Origin of the sequence: Ectobacillus polymachus (assembly GCF_048159605.1) — a bacterium.
Classification (GTDB): Bacteria; Bacillota; Bacilli; order Bacillales; family Bacillaceae_G; genus Ectobacillus; species Ectobacillus polymachus.
Window position 1 is genome coordinate 326235 of sequence record NZ_JBLREB010000001.1, and the last position, 18456, is coordinate 344690.

Below are 18456 nucleotides of genomic sequence, written 5' to 3' on the forward strand. Positions count from 1 at the left end.
GTTCTTTAGGTGCCTTTAATTTATGCATTTGTAATATTCATTACAAATTAATTTCTTCTTTAAATGTTAACCTAATTTAAAATATAGTTAACATTTATAAGCTAATATTGTATGATAAATAGCAAGAATGCGGAATTTGTAGGGGCTGTTAATAGATGGGGGAATAAAAATGGAACAGTTGCATCTGGTTATATTACCTGGATGGGGAATGGAGAAAGCAGTATTTCAACCATTCATTACATCACTTTCGGGATGGGCTTCCGTTACAGTTGTCGAATGGAAAAAGATACATGAAGAAAGTGAATTCAGTAAACGGGCTCTTGATACAGTTGATTTGATTGAAGGGCCTATTGTATTACTTGGCTGGTCATTAGGGTCGCTTGTAGCGTTTGAATATGCAAGTATGCATCCTGGAAACGTGAAGGGGCTCATTATTATGGGAGGGACTAGCTGTTTTACGAACAATCAACACTATACTGGCGGCTGGGATCCGATTGTAATTCAGCGGATGAAACGCCGTTTACATAAAGATAAAGAGGGTACACTAGCTGCTTTCTATGAGTCCATGTTTTCTGCAACTGAAAAAGAGTTTTATCATCAATTTTCAGAAATCGTGCAATCTGAATGGAGTGGGGACGACACGGAATCGTTACTCACTGGATTAGATTATTTATTGCACAAAGACATGAGCTTGCATTTAGATGAAATCTCTGTTCCTTGTTTAGTCATTCACGGAACAGACGATCTAATATGCCCTATATATTCTGCATTGTTTATAAGAGAAAAATGCAAGAATCAATTACATCTTTCAATGATGGAAGAAACCGGACATATTCCTTTCTTTACAAAACCAAGTGAATGTGTTCAACTGCTTTCACAATTTATACAAGAGGAAGTGAAGATATGATAAATAAACAGTTGCTGCAAAAACGATTTAGTGAACAAGCAATAACGTATGATCAATATGCAAATGTGCAGAAGAGGATGGCAAGGCAATGTATTCACTTGCTTTCTAAACAAAAAGGTGATCATAATATTGAGATTTTAGAAGTCGGCTGCGGTACAGGCTACTTCACACAGCTATTATGCGAAACATTTCCTAATGCGAGAATTACATCTATCGATTTAGCACCTGGAATGATTGAGCGTGCAAGAGAAAAGGTAAAGGAAAAACGTGTTACATTCCTATGTGGGGATATAGAAGAAATGTCATTACGAGGAGGCTATGACCTGATTGTATCAAATGCAACCTTTCAATGGTTGAATCATCTTCCAAAGACAATTGAACGCTTAAGTGAATTACTTAATAAAAATGGAATCTTTTTATTTTCAACGTTTGGAAATGAAACGTTTCATGAACTCCATACTTCTTATGAACGTGCGAAACAAAAGCTTCAGCTTACAACGAACAGTTCCCCTGGACAAACCTTTCGTTCGTTTGAAGAGCTTAAGGTTATTTGCAAACAAGCATTGGCCTCCCAGAATTCCTACAACATAATAGGTTCGCAATTTTTAGAGATTGAGTATTTTCCTACTGTTCGGGCTTTTTTTACTTCGGTAAAAAAAGTAGGAGAAAATAATAGTAATAAAGAAAATTATTGTCAACGTCCAGCTTTTTTTCGTGAATTTTTAAATCAATATGAAGTGAATTACCGAGATGAAGCAGGAGTGAAAGCGACGTATCATTGTATATTTATGTATATAACAAAAAGGTGATCATAGGGGCGACCCAGCTTGTAGCATACGTCGCCTCTTTGAATAATTAGGTATTTGCCCGCGTTACCTTTTCAATTATGGACACATATCATGATTTAGACCTTGAGAGAAAAGGAGGGAGGCAAATGTATCCGTATCCCTACTACGTAAGTTACTATCCACCTTATCCACCTTATCCACCTTATCCTTATTATCACTATCCATATCACCATCATCACTTTTATCCATATCATCACCACCATTACTACGGTCATTATTAATAATGTAAAACCAAAAACTACCTGAGAAAAACAGAAGAGTTTCTAAAAATTTGGTGCCTTTAGGGGTACTTTTTATTTTGAATATATGAATTGGAATGGTGCTAGCATGATTCAAGCTTTACTGGTAATACTAAGAGGTATCATTAACTTAATGAAAAAGGATGATACCTATGATTTACATATATAATGATTTTGGTGGAACACATACTACTGCTTTAGCTGCAGCTTATCATCTAAAAAAGTTATCTATATATCAAGAGTTAACCAAAGAAGAAATATTAAATGTGCCTTATTTCAATCAACTAACTACTTCTGATATGGGTAAAATTATATTTCATGGGATCGATGAAGAAGGAAATTCAGTTTATACGGTTGGACGAGGTGCCTCAAAGCATATGCTTCCAGCTTTAAAAAATTTAAGTTTATTATTACAAGAGAAGTATGAAGGTCGTCAAAAAATTATTTTTTCTAATACATCACCTACGGTACCATTTGCAATGACGATTGGTGGATTATGTTCCAGATGGCTAAAGATAGATTTTATTGGTGTGCCGTTGTTAGTTTTTGGTGCAAAACAATGTTATCAAGACGTTATTCGATTAGTAGAGCATACGAAAGAAATAGGAAAAACAACGCACAAGAAAGTGACTGTATTAAAAAATAAGAAATTTGATTAACCGTATTGGGGGAAATGTTACTTACAAATCCCTTATATGTTTTCTAATATCTGCTGCTACTTTAGTAGGGGAATCAATCTCAAAAAAGACATACTTATATTTTTCATGCCCTTCTAATTTAATCATTACGAGGGGTACTCTGTTTTCATAGGAGAGAAAATACCATTCATCATTGTATTTAAAACTCCCCTCATAAATAGTAAGAGCTGAAATGGATGTTCCAGGCATACGAAGCATCCAAAGTGGAGCGTCAAAATAGTCAACATATACACCTTTGATTGTGTTATAAGGCATTTTTACCTCTAGCTTTAATGCAAAAAAGGCGGTTACCCCATTCAACTTGAGAATTACCCCAGCATCATCAAACTGTACTTCTCTTCCCATAAGATTCCCCCTAACTTATGCTAAATCACGACGTTCTGTAAATTATAACATTTTGAATGTACCCATTTTCAGTTTATCGATGAAAGATTGGAATTTACCGACGAAACAAACAGGTTTATCGACGAAAATTTAGACATATCAACGAAAATCACAGGTTTATCGACGAAAATGACTGGTTTATCGATTTTTCGACAAAAGCCTTACCCCGTTCATGTTGGATAACCGTTAAAAATTAGATTAATCGTACTTGAACGAGTATAATACACGTATAGTCTTAAAATATTTAATTTAAATATATTTTAACTACTAAAATAAAATAAGGGATGATGAAATGGAAAAGTCTTCAGATGATGTTATTCGTGGTCTCATGGAGGAAATGATTAAGATTCAAAATAAATCCAGAGATTTTATGAAATTACTTACCCAGGATGAAAACCTCTCAGAAAATTTGATACTTTTATTACTGATACTTAAATTATACAGATATATGAAAATTACTGAGATTTCTGAAGCATTTATGTTAACACCGGGTGCAGCAACGAATATGTGCGATAAACTTGAAGATTTAAATTATGTAGAAAGAATAAGAATGAAAGACGATAGAAGAGTTGTGAGAGTTTCACTTACTAAAAAAGGAGAACAAAGAGTCGAGGCTATATTCTCAAAATTTTCTAAGGAAAGGATAGAGAGAATATCTAGCATTTTAGCAGAAATCAATAAGTTATTTGAAAAAATAGAGTCTTAAAAAACAGATTATATAAAATCTGTTTTTTTTATTTTCTGAAAATAATTGACAGTAAATGTTAATGATTATATATTATAGTAAATATATATTTTAGTAATTAAAATATATATTTAGTTATGATGTTAAAGAAAATTATGATCAATAGGAAAAAGGAGAAAAAGTTGAAGAAAAAATTATTGATGATTGGGGTGTTGATTTTGTCAATAACTGGAGTCTATGCTGCATTTCATACTAGTAAAAAAGATTTTGAGTATAAGAGTAATCTAAAGGACGTAAAAAAGATTGTTGTCGATTCTGACATTTCTAACATTCTTCTTGTTACGGGGGATTCAAATATGAATGTAGGATATGCAAGTCAGAAATCATTTTTAGGAAATCCCAAAATAGAAATCGTTTATGACCAAAATCAAGCGACTATTAAGGTAAATGCTATTCCAAAAAAATGGATGTATCTAGTACCTGGCATAATACAAAGAGGAAAAGTGGTACTGAATATTCCACCAAAATTATTAGAACAGGTTGAAATTAATACTCGAAATGGAAATATAGATGTTAAAAATGAAAGTGATGTAAACAAATTATTTTTAAGTTCAAATGTAGGTAATATCAACGTGGATTCTTTTAAAGGAGAATCCTTAAATATAGATGCAAAGAATGGTTCTATAAATTTAGGAACAGTTGATGGAGAAGTAAACATAAAAAACCGAACAGGGAATCTAAAAGGCTTAACTTTTTCTGATATGAAAGGCAAAAACAACATTACATTGTCAAATGGAAATGTAAAGATAACACTACCTAGTGAATTAGCACTTAATGATATAGGATTTAATATTTCAACTAGTAATGGAAGGATCATTTCTGATAATGGATTAGTAAGCAAACAAATAACGAAACGAGGTGCAGGGCAGAAAATTACGAATGGCTCTCAAGGAAATAAGGAATTAAATATATCTGTTTCCGTAGGAAATATTGAGATTAATTAAAAAAGGTGTATTTGTAAGAGAAAAGGTGGGAAGGATAATCTTTAGTGAAGGTTCATTTTGTTATTATTTTAATATAAAAAAGAATCGAAAATGTGAATACTTTAAAAAATAATTATCTTTTGAATTGACAACGTAATTTCAATTCTCTATAATTGGCTGTAATCTAATATATCAAATACATTGAAAGAGCCCAGTAGCAGTTTGTCACTGTTTATCGAGAAAGCTAGGGGTTGATGGAACCTAGCACAAACAAACTTGTGAATTACACTCCGGAGTATCTTAGGTAATGCTAAGCGGATCAGCAATCGATACAATTGCTAAGAGTGGTATGAATAGGCAACGGACTATTTATGCAATCTGGGTGGTAACACGGTTAAAAATCGTCCCTATGTCTACTTATGTAGATGTAGGGGCTTTTTTTATATATAAAATTTACCAAAATAGGGAAAAATCTTACAAATTAAAGGAGCTGGAAAGACATGAACATCATTGACGAATTGGAATGGCGCGACGCTATTAATCAACAAACTGATGCAGAAGGTTTACGCAAACTAGTAGAAGAGAAAGCGATCTCCTTGTACTGTGGCGTAGATCCGACTGGTGACAGTATGCATATTGGACATTTAATTCCATTTATGATGATGAAGCGCTTCCAATTAGCTGGACATCACCCAGTAATCTTAATTGGTGGGGCAACAGGAACAATCGGTGATCCTAGTGGACGTACAACAGAAAGAACACTTCAAACATTAGAACAAGTACAGCATAATGTTGACGCATTAACAGCGCAAATGCAAAAGCTGTTTGACTTTGGTGGAAATAGCGAAGTGAAAATGGTTAATAACTACGACTGGACACATCAAGTCAACATTATTGATTTTTTACGTGATTACGGGAAACACTTTAGTGTAAATACGATGCTAGCTAAAGATATAGTAGCTAGTCGTTTAGATACAGGTATTTCATTTACAGAATTCGCATACCAGATTTTACAATCAATGGACTTCCATCATTTATTCACAAAAGAAGATGTTCAACTGCAAATTGGTGGAGCTGATCAATGGGGAAATATTACAAGCGGTATCGATTTAATTCGTAAAAAAGAAGGACCAGAAGCAAAAGCCTTTGGATTAACAATTCCATTACTATTAAAAGCAGATGGTACGAAGTTTGGTAAAACAGCTGGAGGAGCAATTTGGTTAGATCCTAAGAAAACAACACCATTTGAATTTTACCAGTTCTGGGTAAACACAGATGATCGTGATGTAGTTAGATACTTAAAATTCTTCACATTCTTAACAAAGGATAGAATTGATGAACTAGCTGTTAAGGTTCAAACAGAGCCTCATAAACGTGAAGCACAAAGAGTATTAGCAGAAGAAATGACGAAATTTGTTCATAGTGAGGAAGCACTTGTACAAGCACAAAAAATTACAGAAGCATTGTTTAGTGGGGACGTTAAAGCACTAACAGCAGATGAAATTGAACAAGGCTTTAAAGATATGCCGACTTTCCACGCTGCAAAGGAAACAAAGAATATTGTCGAGTGGTTAGTAGATTTAGGAATTGAACCTTCTAGACGTCAAGCCAGAGAAGATATTACTAACGGAGCTATTTTGATGAATGGAGAAAAAGTAACAGATGTGGATACAAACGTTACAGTAGAAAATTCATTCGATGGAAGATTTATCATTATCCGTAAAGGTAAAAAGAATTACAGCTTGGTGAAATTAGGAGAATAATGCTCTATAAATAGATGTAGTTTTATGGAGTGAAAGTGAGGCGATTAATTATGCTTCTATCATGGGAACGAACATTGGATTTAGCATATTTTAATCACCGTGTGATATCAGAAGTTAATAAACAGCAGCAAGTGAATTGGTTATTGGTAGATTTGGGCTTAGAGAATATAACTGAGGAACAGATTAATCAAATGTTAGACAAGATGTTAATTGGATTCAATCGGTTGTTTAAGTATAAGTCTATCCAACAAGCAAATCTAGGTTACTTTAGAATGCTGGATATTTCAAAAAAAGGTGATAGGTTCCATTCGAGAATTCACATTTTACTTCCGATGATTAAAAGTTACTTTCAGGGGAGATACTATATCAAATATGATAATTGGATCTCTTTGTGGAAAAGGGCTTTAGGGATTGAGAATGACGTATATGTAAAAGTGAAAGTCGTTAACGGAAAAGAAAACGGACGTGAAGTTTTTCAAGAAAAATTGTTAAAACTTCGTGAACAGGAAAGTGAAATCCCTTATCGGAAAAGTAAAATGATTACATCTAGACGTTTAATTGGATACAGTAAATTGTTAAAACATGTAATGGACCAATTGATAAATGAAAATAAATCTCATTTAGATACGGATAAATTATGTATAGAAGACGCAGTTGCGAACCAAGCGTTCGTCAATATGTTAGACTGGCATCCAGGTTTAAGGGAAGATGGGGAAACACTTTTTTAATATAATAATTATATGCCTTTTTACTTTAAAGAAGAGTGAACATTGTTCACTCTTCTTTTTTTATGATCTTTACTGTAATGAGTTATTCCGTTACTTTTGGGGGTTAGGACTTTCATTCCAAATGCTGAGGAAACTAAGAAGCTAGGTGGAGGATAATGAATTATAAGAACCCGATTAGGTTGTCTAACCATCATAGAATATGAAAGGGCTTACATTAATTATTAATGCATAAGTATACATAATTTCTTATATTGATTTTCTGCATTTTTATAAATGAAAGGCTTAACGCTTTCATGGATAAAAGCGTTAAGCCTTTCACGTGTTAAATAATAAGTTTTCATATATTTGTAACAAACGTTGTAACACCAAGGCTTTGTGAGTTATTGACAAAACAAAAATACGAGAGTAAACTGACGTCGTAAGCTAAGTTGTGTAATGATTCACAAATAAAAAGATTAGTATTATGAATGTATTTCTATTAAAACAAATGATTATTTTGTGAATATTATTCTTTCGTGTTAGAAAGAAGTGAAATGGGAGTATTCCGAAATAATTTCATTGTTTAAAGAAAGGACTGATTTACCAATCTACAAATTTTGTATTCGAACTAATTTATAAAATTTGTAATTTGAAAGCAGTTTCTTTTAAAAATTAAATAGAGAAAGAAGGATTTAGTTATGGCTAAGTCAAGCAAATTAACGCTTTTTGGGTTAATTGGTATTACGATGGCGTTTTTTGGTACGGTACGTAGTGTGCCGACACTTGCAGCGACAGGATGGACGCAAATTTTTTATATGACAATTGCAGCGGTTGCATTTGCCATACCAATTGCATTAATGTCTGCAGAACTTTCAACAGGATTTCCTGAAGAAGGCGGCCCTCAAGTTTGGGTGAAAAACGCATTAGGTGAAAAATGGGGATTTGTTACCTCATGGTTATTATGGGCTCAAATGTTTTTCGGGATGGTAATGGTTGCGTCAACTGTCGGTGTTTTATTTGGATATGTTGTTAATAAACCAGAGCTATCTTCAAACAACATCTTTATTTTTGCAGTTATCTTAATTTCATATTGGGGTGTAACTCTACTAAACCTTAAGTTTGATATGGTTAAAATCGCGGGTAACTGGGGTGCAGTAATTGGTGTATATATTCCATTTGTTATGCTTGTTGTTCTAGGTGTTATTTATATGATTAAAAATGGAATTCAACCAAACAGTTATTTAGGACATTTTCAACCAAGTGATTTAGTACCTAATTTTAAAGATCTAGGTAGCTTAACGTACTTATCAGGGATTATCTTTATTTTTGCTGGGGTAGAGATCTCATCTGTACATGCAAATAACATTGAAAATCCGAAACGAAACTATCCGGTTGCTGTTATCGCTTCTGTTCTTTTGTTAGTATTCTTTAATACTGTTGCTGGTCTAACTGTTGCTAATGCAGTTCCACAAGGAAAAATTGAATTAGCTAACATTACACAACCATACTTAATTATGTGTCAAGATTTAGGAATTCCATCTATCTTTGTAAACCTTGTTTCTTTAATGATTTTAATTGGTGTTTTAGTGCAGCTTAGTGCATGGGTACTTGGACCAAGTAAATCAATGATTAAAGTAGCTGAGGAAGGACTTCTTCCTAAATTCTTCCAAAAGAGAACAGATAAAGGTATTCCTATCACTTTTGTGCTAGTCCAAGCAGTCGTTATTTCAGTAGTATCTTTCTTATATGTAGTAGTTCCAGATATTAGTAGTGCATTCTTAATCATTACCATTACAACAACAATTTTATATTGTATTGTATATATTCTAATTGCTATTTCAGCTATTCGCTTACGCTATAATATGCCTGATGTTAAGAGACCATTTAGATTAGGTAGTAAAGGTAATGGCTTAATGTGGTTTGTGTCTCTTTTCTCAATGACAGGTATTGTCCTTACAATTGGTGTAAGTTTAATCCCACCATCCATTTTAAAACCAAGTCAATCTACTGGTTATGTAATTTTCCAAGTAGTTGCTACAGTGGTTATGGTCGGAATTGCTTTATTAATTCACAAGAATAAGAAACCAGAGTGGAAGAAAGAAGAAAACAACGAAGAAATTAAAGCAAGCTAATTAAAAGGTATTAACTTCTATATATATAAATAAAATATTTTAATAATGGAGGAACTAAAAATGAAATATGAGATGCCAGATCTTAATTTAAAAGCATTATTCATTGGTGATAAAGGTGAAAATACAGATTTATTTAAAGAAATACTATTAAAAATGGTAGATGAGCATGTTGGCTGGAGACAAAATTATATGCCACAAGACTTACCTGTTATCACGCCACAAGATAGAAGTTCTCAAAGTTTCCAAGAAACTGCAGATCATATGCGCAGCGTGTTCAATGTATTATCTTCTAAATTACGTACAAACTCTTTGCCTTGGCATTCAGCAGGTCGTTTCTGGGGACATATGAACTCTGAAACTTTAATGCCTGCTATCATCGCTTATACAACAGCAATGTTATGGAATGGTAATAACGTAGCATATGAATCTTCACCAGGTACTTCTCAAATGGAAGAAGAAGTTGGCCATGAATTCGCTACACTTATGAGCTATAAAAAAGGTAAGAGCTGGGGACATATTTGTGCAGATGGCTCGATTGCTAACCTAGAAGGTTTATGGTATGCACGTAACATGAAATCTTTACCACTTGCAATTAAAGAAGTAGCTCCTGAATTTGTTGAAGGTAAATCTGAATGGGAATTACTTAATATGTCTGCAGAAGAGGTTCTAGAAATTATAGATCAAATTCCTGAAAAAATGGATGAAGTTAAAGCTCATTCTGCACGCAGTGGTAAAAATCTACAAAAATTAGGTAAATGGCTAATTCCGCAAACAAAGCACTATTCTTGGTTAAAATCTGCTGATATTATCGGTGTTGGTCTTGATTGTGTAGTGGAAGTAGATGTTGATGACCACTATCGTATGGACATTACTAAATTAGAAGAAAAAATTCGCGAACTTGCAGCTCAGCAAATTCCTGTTCTTGGTGTAGTTGGGGTTATCGGTACAACAGAAGAAGGTCAAGTTGATCGTATTCATAAAATGGTAGAACTCCGTGAAAAATTAGCAAAAGAAGGCATCTATTTCTACCTTCACGTAGACGCTGCTTATGGCGGTTATGCTCGTTCTATCTTCTTAGATGAAAATGATGAATTTATCGAATGGAATCAAATTGAAGAAGTGTACGCAAAACACAACATCTTCTCTGAAAAATGCAACTGGTTAACAAAAGAAATCTATGATTCATTTAAAGCAATGAACCAAGCAGAAACGATTACAATTGATCCACATAAAATGGGATATATTCCTTACTCTGCAGGCGGTATTGTTATTAAAGATATTAGAATGCGCGATGCAATTTCTTACTTTGCAACTTATGTATTCGAAAAAGGTGCAGATATCCCAGCATTGTTAGGTGCATATATATTAGAAGGTTCTAAAGCAGGTGCAACTGCAGCAGCAGTTTGGACAGCTCATAAAGTATTGCCACTAAATGTAACAGGTTATGGAAAACTAATTGGTGCAAGCATTGAAGGAGCTTATCGCTTCTATGACTTCTTAAGTAATAAAGAATTTAAGGTTGGCGATAAAACAATTCGTGTATATCCATTAACTAAACCTGATTTCAATATGGTTGACTATGTATTTAACGAAGAAGGCAATACAGACTTAGAAAAAATGAACAAGTTAAATCATGATTTCTTCGATCAAGCTTCTTATGTTAAAGGCGGATTGTATAGTAATGAGTTTATTACATCACATACTGACTTTGCTATTCCTGACTACGGTAACAGCCCACTTCCATTTGTGAAGAGTCTTGGATTTAGCGAAGGAGAATGGGATCGTGAACGTAAAGTTACAATATTACGTGCTTGTGCGTTATCTCCATATGCTCATGATAAAGATGTATTTGAAGAATATGCTGTTAAGTTGGAACAAGCTATTCAAGGTAAACTTGAAAGAATCTACAATGTAGTGAAATAAGTTTAGTAGCAAACAACTTTAATAGATTGAATGCATAACGCTAAGAATCCGTTATGCATTCATCTATATATATAATTGCTCTTATTTATCTAAGTGAGTAACGAATATAAGAGGTGAAAACATGGTGGTAAAAAAAGTTTTGACGGTAGCAGGTTCTGATTCAAGTGGTGGAGCAGGATTACAGGCAGATCTTAAAACATTTGAAGAGTATGGTACTTTTGGTCTAACCGCCATCACAACAATTGTTACAATGGATCCCGATGATAACTGGCATCATCATGTTCGTCCCATTGATAAGGAACTTGTACAAGAACAGTTAAAAACCATTTTTTCCGGTGGCAAATTAGACGCGATGAAAACCGGAATGCTTGGATCTATCGATATTATCAAGCTTGTAAGTGATGTAATTGAAACATATAAGATGCAAAATGTTGTAATTGATCCGGTTATGATTTGTAAAGGAGAAAATGAACCACTACAGCCTGAAAATGGACTTGCCATTCGTGATCTTCTTTTACCTAAGGCAACAATTGTAACACCAAACTTATTCGAAGCAGGTCAGCTTTCTGGAATACTGAAGGTACAAACAGTAAATGACATGAAAGAAGCGGCCAAGAGAATTATCGATTATGGTGCTAAAAATGTTGTAATAAAAGGTGGGAAATCTCTAGCGGATCATAAAGCAATCGATTTACTTTATGATGGAACAGATTTTGTGCTGTATGAAGTAGAGAAAATTCAAACGAACTGTAACCATGGTGCTGGGTGTACGTTTGCAGCAGCGATTACAGCTGGGCTAGCGAAAGGGCTTTCAGTGAAAGAGGCTGTTGCTAAGGCGAAGGACTTTACGACAGAAGGAATTAAATCGGGATTTGCATTTAATAAATTTGTCGGTCCAGTATGGCACGGTGCATATAATCAAGCTGAATTGCGGTAACTGTTTAATAGTTTTAGTTAAAAAAAATAGGGCATAAACATCCATTGGCATGATTTGTAAGTATTATATATATTCATCCAAAGCATTGTTTATGCCCTTTCTATGTATGTATGAAGTAGCAGAAGTGTTTTTTATTGATTCTTGTTAGATATAGTGGTTAGATAAGAAACGTGCAATCATTCACAAATAATCATAGAATGGATTCGTTGTTAGAATCCGATAACAACTAAGGAGTGCATTATTATGGAAAGAAATGTAACGCTTAAAGAAAGTATCTTTCTTTTAAGTTGTTCTATTAGCAATTATAGGAACTAGTATTATAGGCTTTAGCTTACCTCCGCAAGTACCTATTTTAGTTGCCATAGGAATTGTCGTGCTATTTGCAAAAATGAAAGGTTTTTCATGGGATAACATTCATAATGGAATTCAAAATGGAATTATACCAGGTTTAATCCCGATCATTATCTTTATGTTAATTGGAATTTTAATTAGTGTTTGGATTGCAGCAGGTACAATTCCGACTATAATGATTTATGGATTTAAAATTTTATCTGCACAATTCTTTTTACCTTCTGTTTTTGTCATTTGTGCACTTGTAGGTATCATGGTGGGAAGCTCCTTTACAACTATTTCAACTGTAGGTATTGCATTTTTAGGAATGGGACAAATGATGGGCTTGAATCCAGCGATGATTGCAGGGGCCATCATATCAGGAGCTTTTCTAGGAAATAACGTTTCTCCGTTATCTGATACAGCTAACTTAGCATCTGCTATTGCAGAAGTAGATTTATTTCAACACATTCGTAACATGATGAAGACAGTTATTCCAGCTTTTGTTATAACCCTTATCTTTTTCTATTTGTGGGACATGGAGCATCCGTATCATCAGGAAGTAAAATTGATGAGTTGGTGAATACACTCCATTCATCTTTTACCATTTCAGTTTTTACATTAATTCCAGTATTGGTATTATTCTTATGTGCATGGAAAAAAGTACCGGAAATTCCGACGTTATTACTTAGCATAGTCGTTACGATTGTTATCTGTTTTATTTATAATCCGCATACTAGCTTAGCTCAAATTGCTGCTATATGCAAGATGGATTTGTTTCTAAAACAGGTGTGAAGGATGTAGATATGTTACTTACTCGCGGTGGAATGCAAAGCATGATGTGGTCTGTTTCCCTTATCCTTCTTGCTTTAGCACTTGGCGGATTATTAGTAGAAGTAAAAATTATTGAAAAGCTAATTTCTAAAATTTCAGGCATGGTAAGTACGAAAGGAAACTTAATACTCATGACTGGATTAAGCTCTATCGGTATCAATATTATTTTAGGAGAGCAGTATTTATCCGTTATTTTACCAGGTAAAGCCTTTAAATCACAATATGAAGCTATTCATTTAGATTCGAAAAATCTTTCAAGTATATTAGCAAATGCCGGAGCTGCCGTGAATCCATTAATTCCATGGGGAGTAAGTGGTGTGTTTATCACGGGTACACTTGGTATCTCTACGTTACACTATTTGCCGTTTGCAATCTTTTGCTTGGCGGTTCCTATCATTAATATTGTTTTAGGATTTATTGGAAAAGATAAAAATCAATTACAAGAAGCCAAAAAAGTTAGTTAACGTATAATTTTCCTTCGTAAAAGGAAAGGTTAATAACATATAGAAATGGGTATAAAAAAAAGCTGGTAAATGCCAGCTTTTTTATTTACAATAGGATACATAAAATTCGACATAATTCTGCTACGAATATTTAATATAGAAGAGGTAGGCATATGCTAATAGATAAAATACGTGGTAAAGATTTAGATGAATTTTTTGAAGCGCTTTTAACACTAGAAACAGTAGAGGAGTGTTATCGTTTTTTCGATGATTTATGTACAGTGAAAGAGATGAATACAATCTTTCAAAGATTTAAAGTAGCTAAAATGTTATATAATAACAATACCTATAATGAAATTGAAGATGAAATCGGGGCGAGTACCGCTACTATTTCTCGCGTGAAGAGATCGTTACACTATGGAAATGATATGTATGATGTTGTTTTTAGTCGGATGAAGAAAGAATAGCTTTATTATGTTAATATCCGATTTTCTTATATACAGCTATAGCAGCGATATAAAATGAAGCTCCAACTTTGTAGAAAAAAGTTGGAGTTTTTTTAACTAAAATAAGGGACTATCCCAAAATTAAAATAATGTGAGCCACTCAACTCTTTCTATTATTGAAATAGTTGAGGGAATTGCTTTATGATTCCTTCTGTAAGGGCATCCGCCATTTGTAGAGCTTCTTTCTCAATTTTATCGTACCACCCCACACCGGATTGATAATCTTTACTCAGGATGGATACTGCTTCAGATTTAGTCATTGCCAGATGCTCATAAAACATTTTCCTAAATGCTTCTTTAGGTATATACGGATTGATACTGCTTAAGAATTCAACAATTTCATCTCCATTGGCGTACCATTTTTTCTCTGCAATGGATGCGGCGTTTTGATCGCCTGCCTTTGCGGCTTTGACAAGATCCGCGGCAATGACTAAGTGATCTTTTATCAAATTACTATATTTCATCGCTGCATTTTTACCATAGAAAGGCTTGAGTGAATTCCCCATATCCGGACCGTTTTGAAGAAGCCTTGAAATAGTAACTGTTACATCCGGTAAATTAAAAATAATGCTAATGATAGCCATCCTTGTCCAAGCAACATGCTGCTCCCATAGTAAACGCATATAACTTTTTAAATCAACTGCATCCTTACTGATGTGATCATTCCGTACTGTTGGGGCTGGTGGATACCACATTACATTAGGTATATTATATGTGAAAGAATTGGATTGCCAATAAGGGTACATAATGAGTACACTCCTTTGAACCGATATACATTAAGATATGATGAAATTTATACCTATGTTCTTGTGTCCAATTATGTATTTGAAATAGTCATTCACGAATGAAATGAAAAGAGCGTCCATCATTGGACGCTCTTTTCTACATTACTTCTAGATTGAAATTGGGGAGAAGTATAAATGCTACCGTGTTTGAGACGTAGCAGATTCATCCTTAATATCTATGCGAGTAACCGTTAGGTAGCCGACAAGGATAATGATAAAAATCGTTAAAACAAGGCTGACCGTACCTTTTCCTAGACCAAGACCACCGCTGCTTTGAGGAGCCCCGATCCAGTCCGAAAACGAGGCGCCTACCGGACGTGTCATAATGTAGGCGAACCAGAAAGCGAATATCTTATTTAGACCAAACAACCAAGAGCCAATAGCCGGGATAGCAAGCAAGATAGCAAACACCACTCCGGAGGTGAAGTAACCCAAGTGCATCGTTGACGCAGTCATGTCTCCTGCAGCGGTACCGAGAGCGAACGTTCCTAGTACAGTGGCCCAGTAAAAAAACTCACGTCGACGGGTGAAGACACTGTGTATAGACAGTGTCTTCTCACTCACATACCAGATGATGAAGATAAGGGTCAGAGCCACCACAAAGAATATAGTTGATGCAAGGTATGGGACACCTAACACAACGTGCACAGCATCGGCAGCCATTGTGCCAAATATACTGACCATCACGACAACTAACCAGTAAATCCATGCGACATAACGGCGTACGATAAACTGTAATACCAATGAAGCTACTAAACCAATTCCCGCGAGAGCTACTGCAATCACCGGATCTAGTTGATGGGATAAATAATCCGAGAATACCTCACCCATTCCAGTGGTCAGCAACTTGGTGATCCAGAAGAAAATCGTAATTTCTGGAACCTTAGATAAAAGAGGATTCGTTTGATCCATGGAGACCGATAATTGCTTATTCATTTCCTAGTTCTTTCCTCCTGACGATACGTTTTTTCACAAAAGAAACTCAATTTACCACGCTTTAACGGGCAGTAAGATCCCCACTTCAAGGCTTAGAGAAATCGGAAAAGGCTAAGTGGGGGATAACTGCCCGTAAAAGCCTGATTGGTTCAACTAACCCTCGGTGGGGGACCCACCGAGGGAAGTTTCACTGTATATGCAAATTGAATTATTTGCAAAATCTATCATATTTTCTATTTGTAAGTTGGGATTATGCAAGAAGCTTTGTTAATCTTTAGAGCATCCATCCCTGAAAACATGTTACACCTAAACGACATTTACTGTAAACAGCGAGAACATAATGGAAATTTAACAATTACGAGTATGAAATCAGTTGAAATGATTAAGATTAACGTAATTATAATAGGGAAACTGTTTATCGAATCTCTGTTTTTTAAACACATAATGGTATTGGTGTGTCATATTTCTTGTTAAATCTTAATGGGAAGAAATTCTTTTTCAGTCTCCAGAAAATGATATATAATAGGAAAGACTTTGACATAGGGGGCTGGCATATGGCAAATCGAATTATGGTAATAGGGGTTTCAGCAGGAGTAGGAAAATCGACATTTGCAAGGAAATTAGGGGAAGCCTTACATATTAGAGTTTATCATTTAGATGCACTCTATTGGAAGCCAGGCTGGGTGGAGGCTTCTACAGTGGAATTTTCAACAGCACAGCAGGAAATTGTGAACCAACTTCAATGGATTATGGAAGGCAATTACAGTAAAACGTTCGAGATTCGTGTAGAACATGCTGATACGATTATTTATTTAGAACTTCCACTCTATATATGTCTATACCGTGTTATTAAACGGTGGATCACAAATATTGGAAAAACACGACCGGATATGGGGGAAGGGTGTAAGGAAAAAATAGATAGGGATTTTATAAAGTTTATCTATACGACATATTCTCCACGTAAGAAAAGAATGGAGGAACGAATGCAGCTCTTTCAAATGCTAGGATCTAAAAAGGTTATTATGTTGAAGAGTAAACGAGAGATTAACTCTTATTTAGAAAATGTTAAAAGACAGGGGAAAACTCTTCACCAAAGGAGTTAACCCTATTAACGAATCTGCTAAACAGGAATGGTTAAAAGAAAAGTGGTTCCTTTTCCTTTTTCACTCTCTACATCAATTTTACCGTTCACTTTATTTATTGTACTATACACCATGAGCATTCCAAGGCCTGTTCCTTCTTTTTTCGTAGAATAATAGGGTTTTCCTAAACGTAAAATTTCCTCTTTCGTCATTCCAATCCCCGTATCTTTTATTTTAATCACAATGTTTTTCTTTTGTTCTGAAACATCAATGGTAAGGATACCGCCTTGTTCTCTCATCGCTTCTACTGCATTTTTATATAAATTCAGTAAACACTGCTGTATTTGATTTTTATCATATTGAAAAAAAAGAGTGTTAGTAAAGCTATATTGGATGTCTACATGATACATGTTTGCATAAGGTGTAATGATGTTTTTTACATACTCTGTTTCATCCTTTAAATTTGAATATATCATGTTTTCAGATTGAGGCTTAGCGAAAGCTAGAAAATCACTTACAATTTGTTCCGCTCGTTTTAATTCTAGTAATGAAAACTCTATATACTTCTTATCTTCCTTCGCCATTGTCTTTGATTGATTTAATAGCTGAAGAAATCCGCTTGTAACGGTAAGAGGGTTTCGAATTTCATGTGAAACACTAGCTGATAGCTCACTGATTACATTTAATCTTTCTGCATGTAATAAGGATTCACGTCTTTTCATATTTGCAATAATCTTCTCAATTAAAATCATAATAATGACCGTGCCAATAACGAGGGTACTTAAAGTATAGAAAGTTAAAGTCCAGAATTCCTTGTTTAATGCAGGTATAAAGAAAACAAGGCTAGTAAGGTAGAGAACTGCCGTTAAAATAGATGCGACTACTGCTATTAGAGTTCGTCGCTTAGGGTTTTGTTTTATAAACAACTTATTTAGTAATGGTGCGAAAATAAACATAAAGGTAGAAAAAATAAGAGAGTTAATGATACCTGCCCCGCCAATAAAAAAACGAACGACATTTAACGTAATATAAAGCGGAAAGGAATATTTGTATCCCCCGTAAAGTGCAGCAAGTAAGAAAGGGATGTATCGTAAATCAACTAGAAAGCCAATTGATAATTTTATAGGAAATGCCATGCAAAGAGTCATTGTAATCGATGCAAGAAATGAAAGAATATACTTGTTATAAGAATAAGGTCTATTTTCAAAGAATAGAAGAAAAATTAAGACCGGGAAAAGAAGAAAAAGAAAATTTAAAAGAAACGATTCAATCAATGTGCGACTCCTTTCATGGCTGCTTTAAAGTTAGCGTAGTAGGGTATTTCTGTGGGATTA

Annotated in this window: 17 protein-coding genes, 1 pseudogene and 1 other annotated feature; of the genes and pseudogenes, 13 read left to right on the forward strand and 5 right to left on the reverse strand. The window is 34.4% G+C overall.

What is annotated here, in order from left to right; all coding sequences use genetic code 11:
• Window positions 1-169: 169 nt before the first annotated feature.
• The gene (locus ACM5BR_RS01565; protein WP_416825435.1) at window positions 170-907 is read left to right on the forward strand and encodes an alpha/beta fold hydrolase; all 738 of its coding nucleotides are present in this window, start codon (window positions 170-172) and stop codon (window positions 905-907) included.
• Window positions 904-1716, forward strand: a complete 813-nt coding sequence (bioC, locus tag ACM5BR_RS01570; protein WP_416825436.1) for a malonyl-ACP O-methyltransferase BioC — start codon at window positions 904-906, stop codon at window positions 1714-1716. Before ACM5BR_RS01565 ends, bioC begins: the two co-directional genes overlap by 4 nt.
• Before the next feature lie 75 nt (window positions 1717-1791).
• Here the strand turns inward: bioC and ACM5BR_RS01575 are convergent, their stop codons facing one another.
• The gene (locus ACM5BR_RS01575) at window positions 1792-1944 is read right to left on the reverse strand and encodes a hypothetical protein (RefSeq protein ID WP_416825437.1); all 153 of its coding nucleotides are present in this window, start codon (window positions 1942-1944) and stop codon (window positions 1792-1794) included.
• A gap of 202 nt (window positions 1945-2146) precedes the next feature.
• On the opposite strand from ACM5BR_RS01575, the gene ACM5BR_RS01580 reads away from it, so the two are divergent.
• Window positions 2147-2653, forward strand: a complete 507-nt coding sequence (locus ACM5BR_RS01580; RefSeq protein ID WP_416825438.1) for a DUF3189 family protein — start codon at window positions 2147-2149, stop codon at window positions 2651-2653.
• 21 nt (window positions 2654-2674) lie between these two features.
• On the opposite strand, the gene ACM5BR_RS01585 is transcribed toward ACM5BR_RS01580, so the two are convergent.
• On the reverse strand, window positions 2675-3037 hold the full coding sequence (locus ACM5BR_RS01585; protein ID WP_416825439.1) for a hypothetical protein: 363 nt from the start codon (window positions 3035-3037) through the stop codon (window positions 2675-2677).
• 331 nt (window positions 3038-3368) lie between these two features.
• Between ACM5BR_RS01585 and ACM5BR_RS01590 the strand changes: the two genes are divergently transcribed.
• The 9 genes and pseudogenes from ACM5BR_RS01590 (at window position 3369) to ACM5BR_RS01630 (ending at window position 14280) form a co-directional block, all read left to right on the forward strand.
• Window positions 3369-3782: a MarR family transcriptional regulator gene (locus ACM5BR_RS01590; protein WP_416825440.1), complete on the forward strand. Its 414-nt coding sequence runs from the start codon at window positions 3369-3371 to the stop codon at window positions 3780-3782.
• 161 nt (window positions 3783-3943) lie between these two features.
• Window positions 3944-4765, forward strand: coding sequence for a DUF4097 family beta strand repeat-containing protein (locus ACM5BR_RS01595; protein ID WP_416825441.1), 822 nt, complete (start codon window positions 3944-3946; stop codon window positions 4763-4765).
• Window positions 4766-4936: 171 nt separating this feature from the next.
• Window positions 4937-5156: a binding site (T-box leader), on the forward strand.
• 88 nt (window positions 5157-5244) lie between these two features.
• Window positions 5245-6507: a tyrosine--tRNA ligase gene (gene tyrS / locus ACM5BR_RS01600; RefSeq protein ID WP_416825442.1), complete on the forward strand. Its 1263-nt coding sequence runs from the start codon at window positions 5245-5247 to the stop codon at window positions 6505-6507.
• 50 nt (window positions 6508-6557) lie between these two features.
• Window positions 6558-7235, forward strand: a complete 678-nt coding sequence (locus ACM5BR_RS01605) for a protein rep (RefSeq protein ID WP_416825443.1) — start codon at window positions 6558-6560, stop codon at window positions 7233-7235.
• 677 nt (window positions 7236-7912) lie between these two features.
• Entirely contained in the window at window positions 7913-9346 is a 1434-nt protein-coding gene (gene tyrP / locus ACM5BR_RS01610; RefSeq protein ID WP_416825444.1) for a tyrosine-tyramine antiporter, read from the forward strand.
• A 60-nt stretch (window positions 9347-9406) separates the two neighbouring features.
• A complete protein-coding gene (gene tdc, locus ACM5BR_RS01615; RefSeq protein WP_416825445.1) occupies window positions 9407-11269 on the forward strand; it encodes a tyrosine decarboxylase in 1863 nt (620 codons plus the stop codon).
• A 121-nt stretch (window positions 11270-11390) separates the two neighbouring features.
• Complete coding sequence (gene pdxK, locus ACM5BR_RS01620) at window positions 11391-12206, forward strand: pyridoxine/pyridoxal/pyridoxamine kinase (RefSeq protein WP_416825446.1); 816 nt, start codon at window positions 11391-11393, stop codon at window positions 12204-12206.
• Between the two features lie 243 nt (window positions 12207-12449).
• Window positions 12450-13834 (forward strand): annotated as a pseudogene (gene nhaC, locus ACM5BR_RS01625) (Na+/H+ antiporter NhaC).
• A 152-nt stretch (window positions 13835-13986) separates the two neighbouring features.
• Window positions 13987-14280: a YerC/YecD family TrpR-related protein gene (locus ACM5BR_RS01630; protein WP_416825447.1), complete on the forward strand. Its 294-nt coding sequence runs from the start codon at window positions 13987-13989 to the stop codon at window positions 14278-14280.
• 152 nt (window positions 14281-14432) lie between these two features.
• Here the strand turns inward: ACM5BR_RS01630 and ACM5BR_RS01635 are convergent, their stop codons facing one another.
• The gene (locus ACM5BR_RS01635) at window positions 14433-15065 is read right to left on the reverse strand and encodes an acetylglutamate kinase (protein ID WP_416825448.1); all 633 of its coding nucleotides are present in this window, start codon (window positions 15063-15065) and stop codon (window positions 14433-14435) included.
• Between the two features lie 177 nt (window positions 15066-15242).
• Window positions 15243-16040, reverse strand: a complete 798-nt coding sequence (locus tag ACM5BR_RS01640) for a COG4705 family protein (RefSeq protein WP_416825449.1) — start codon at window positions 16038-16040, stop codon at window positions 15243-15245.
• Window positions 16041-16594: 554 nt separating this feature from the next.
• Here ACM5BR_RS01640 and ACM5BR_RS01645 point away from each other — a divergent pair.
• The gene (locus tag ACM5BR_RS01645; RefSeq protein WP_416825450.1) at window positions 16595-17143 is read left to right on the forward strand and encodes a P-loop NTPase family protein; all 549 of its coding nucleotides are present in this window, start codon (window positions 16595-16597) and stop codon (window positions 17141-17143) included.
• A gap of 17 nt (window positions 17144-17160) precedes the next feature.
• Here ACM5BR_RS01645 and ACM5BR_RS01650 read toward each other — a convergent pair whose 3' ends face one another.
• Window positions 17161-18396: an ATP-binding protein gene (locus ACM5BR_RS01650; protein WP_416825451.1), complete on the reverse strand. Its 1236-nt coding sequence runs from the start codon at window positions 18394-18396 to the stop codon at window positions 17161-17163.
• Between the last annotated feature and the right edge of the window lie 60 nt (window positions 18397-18456).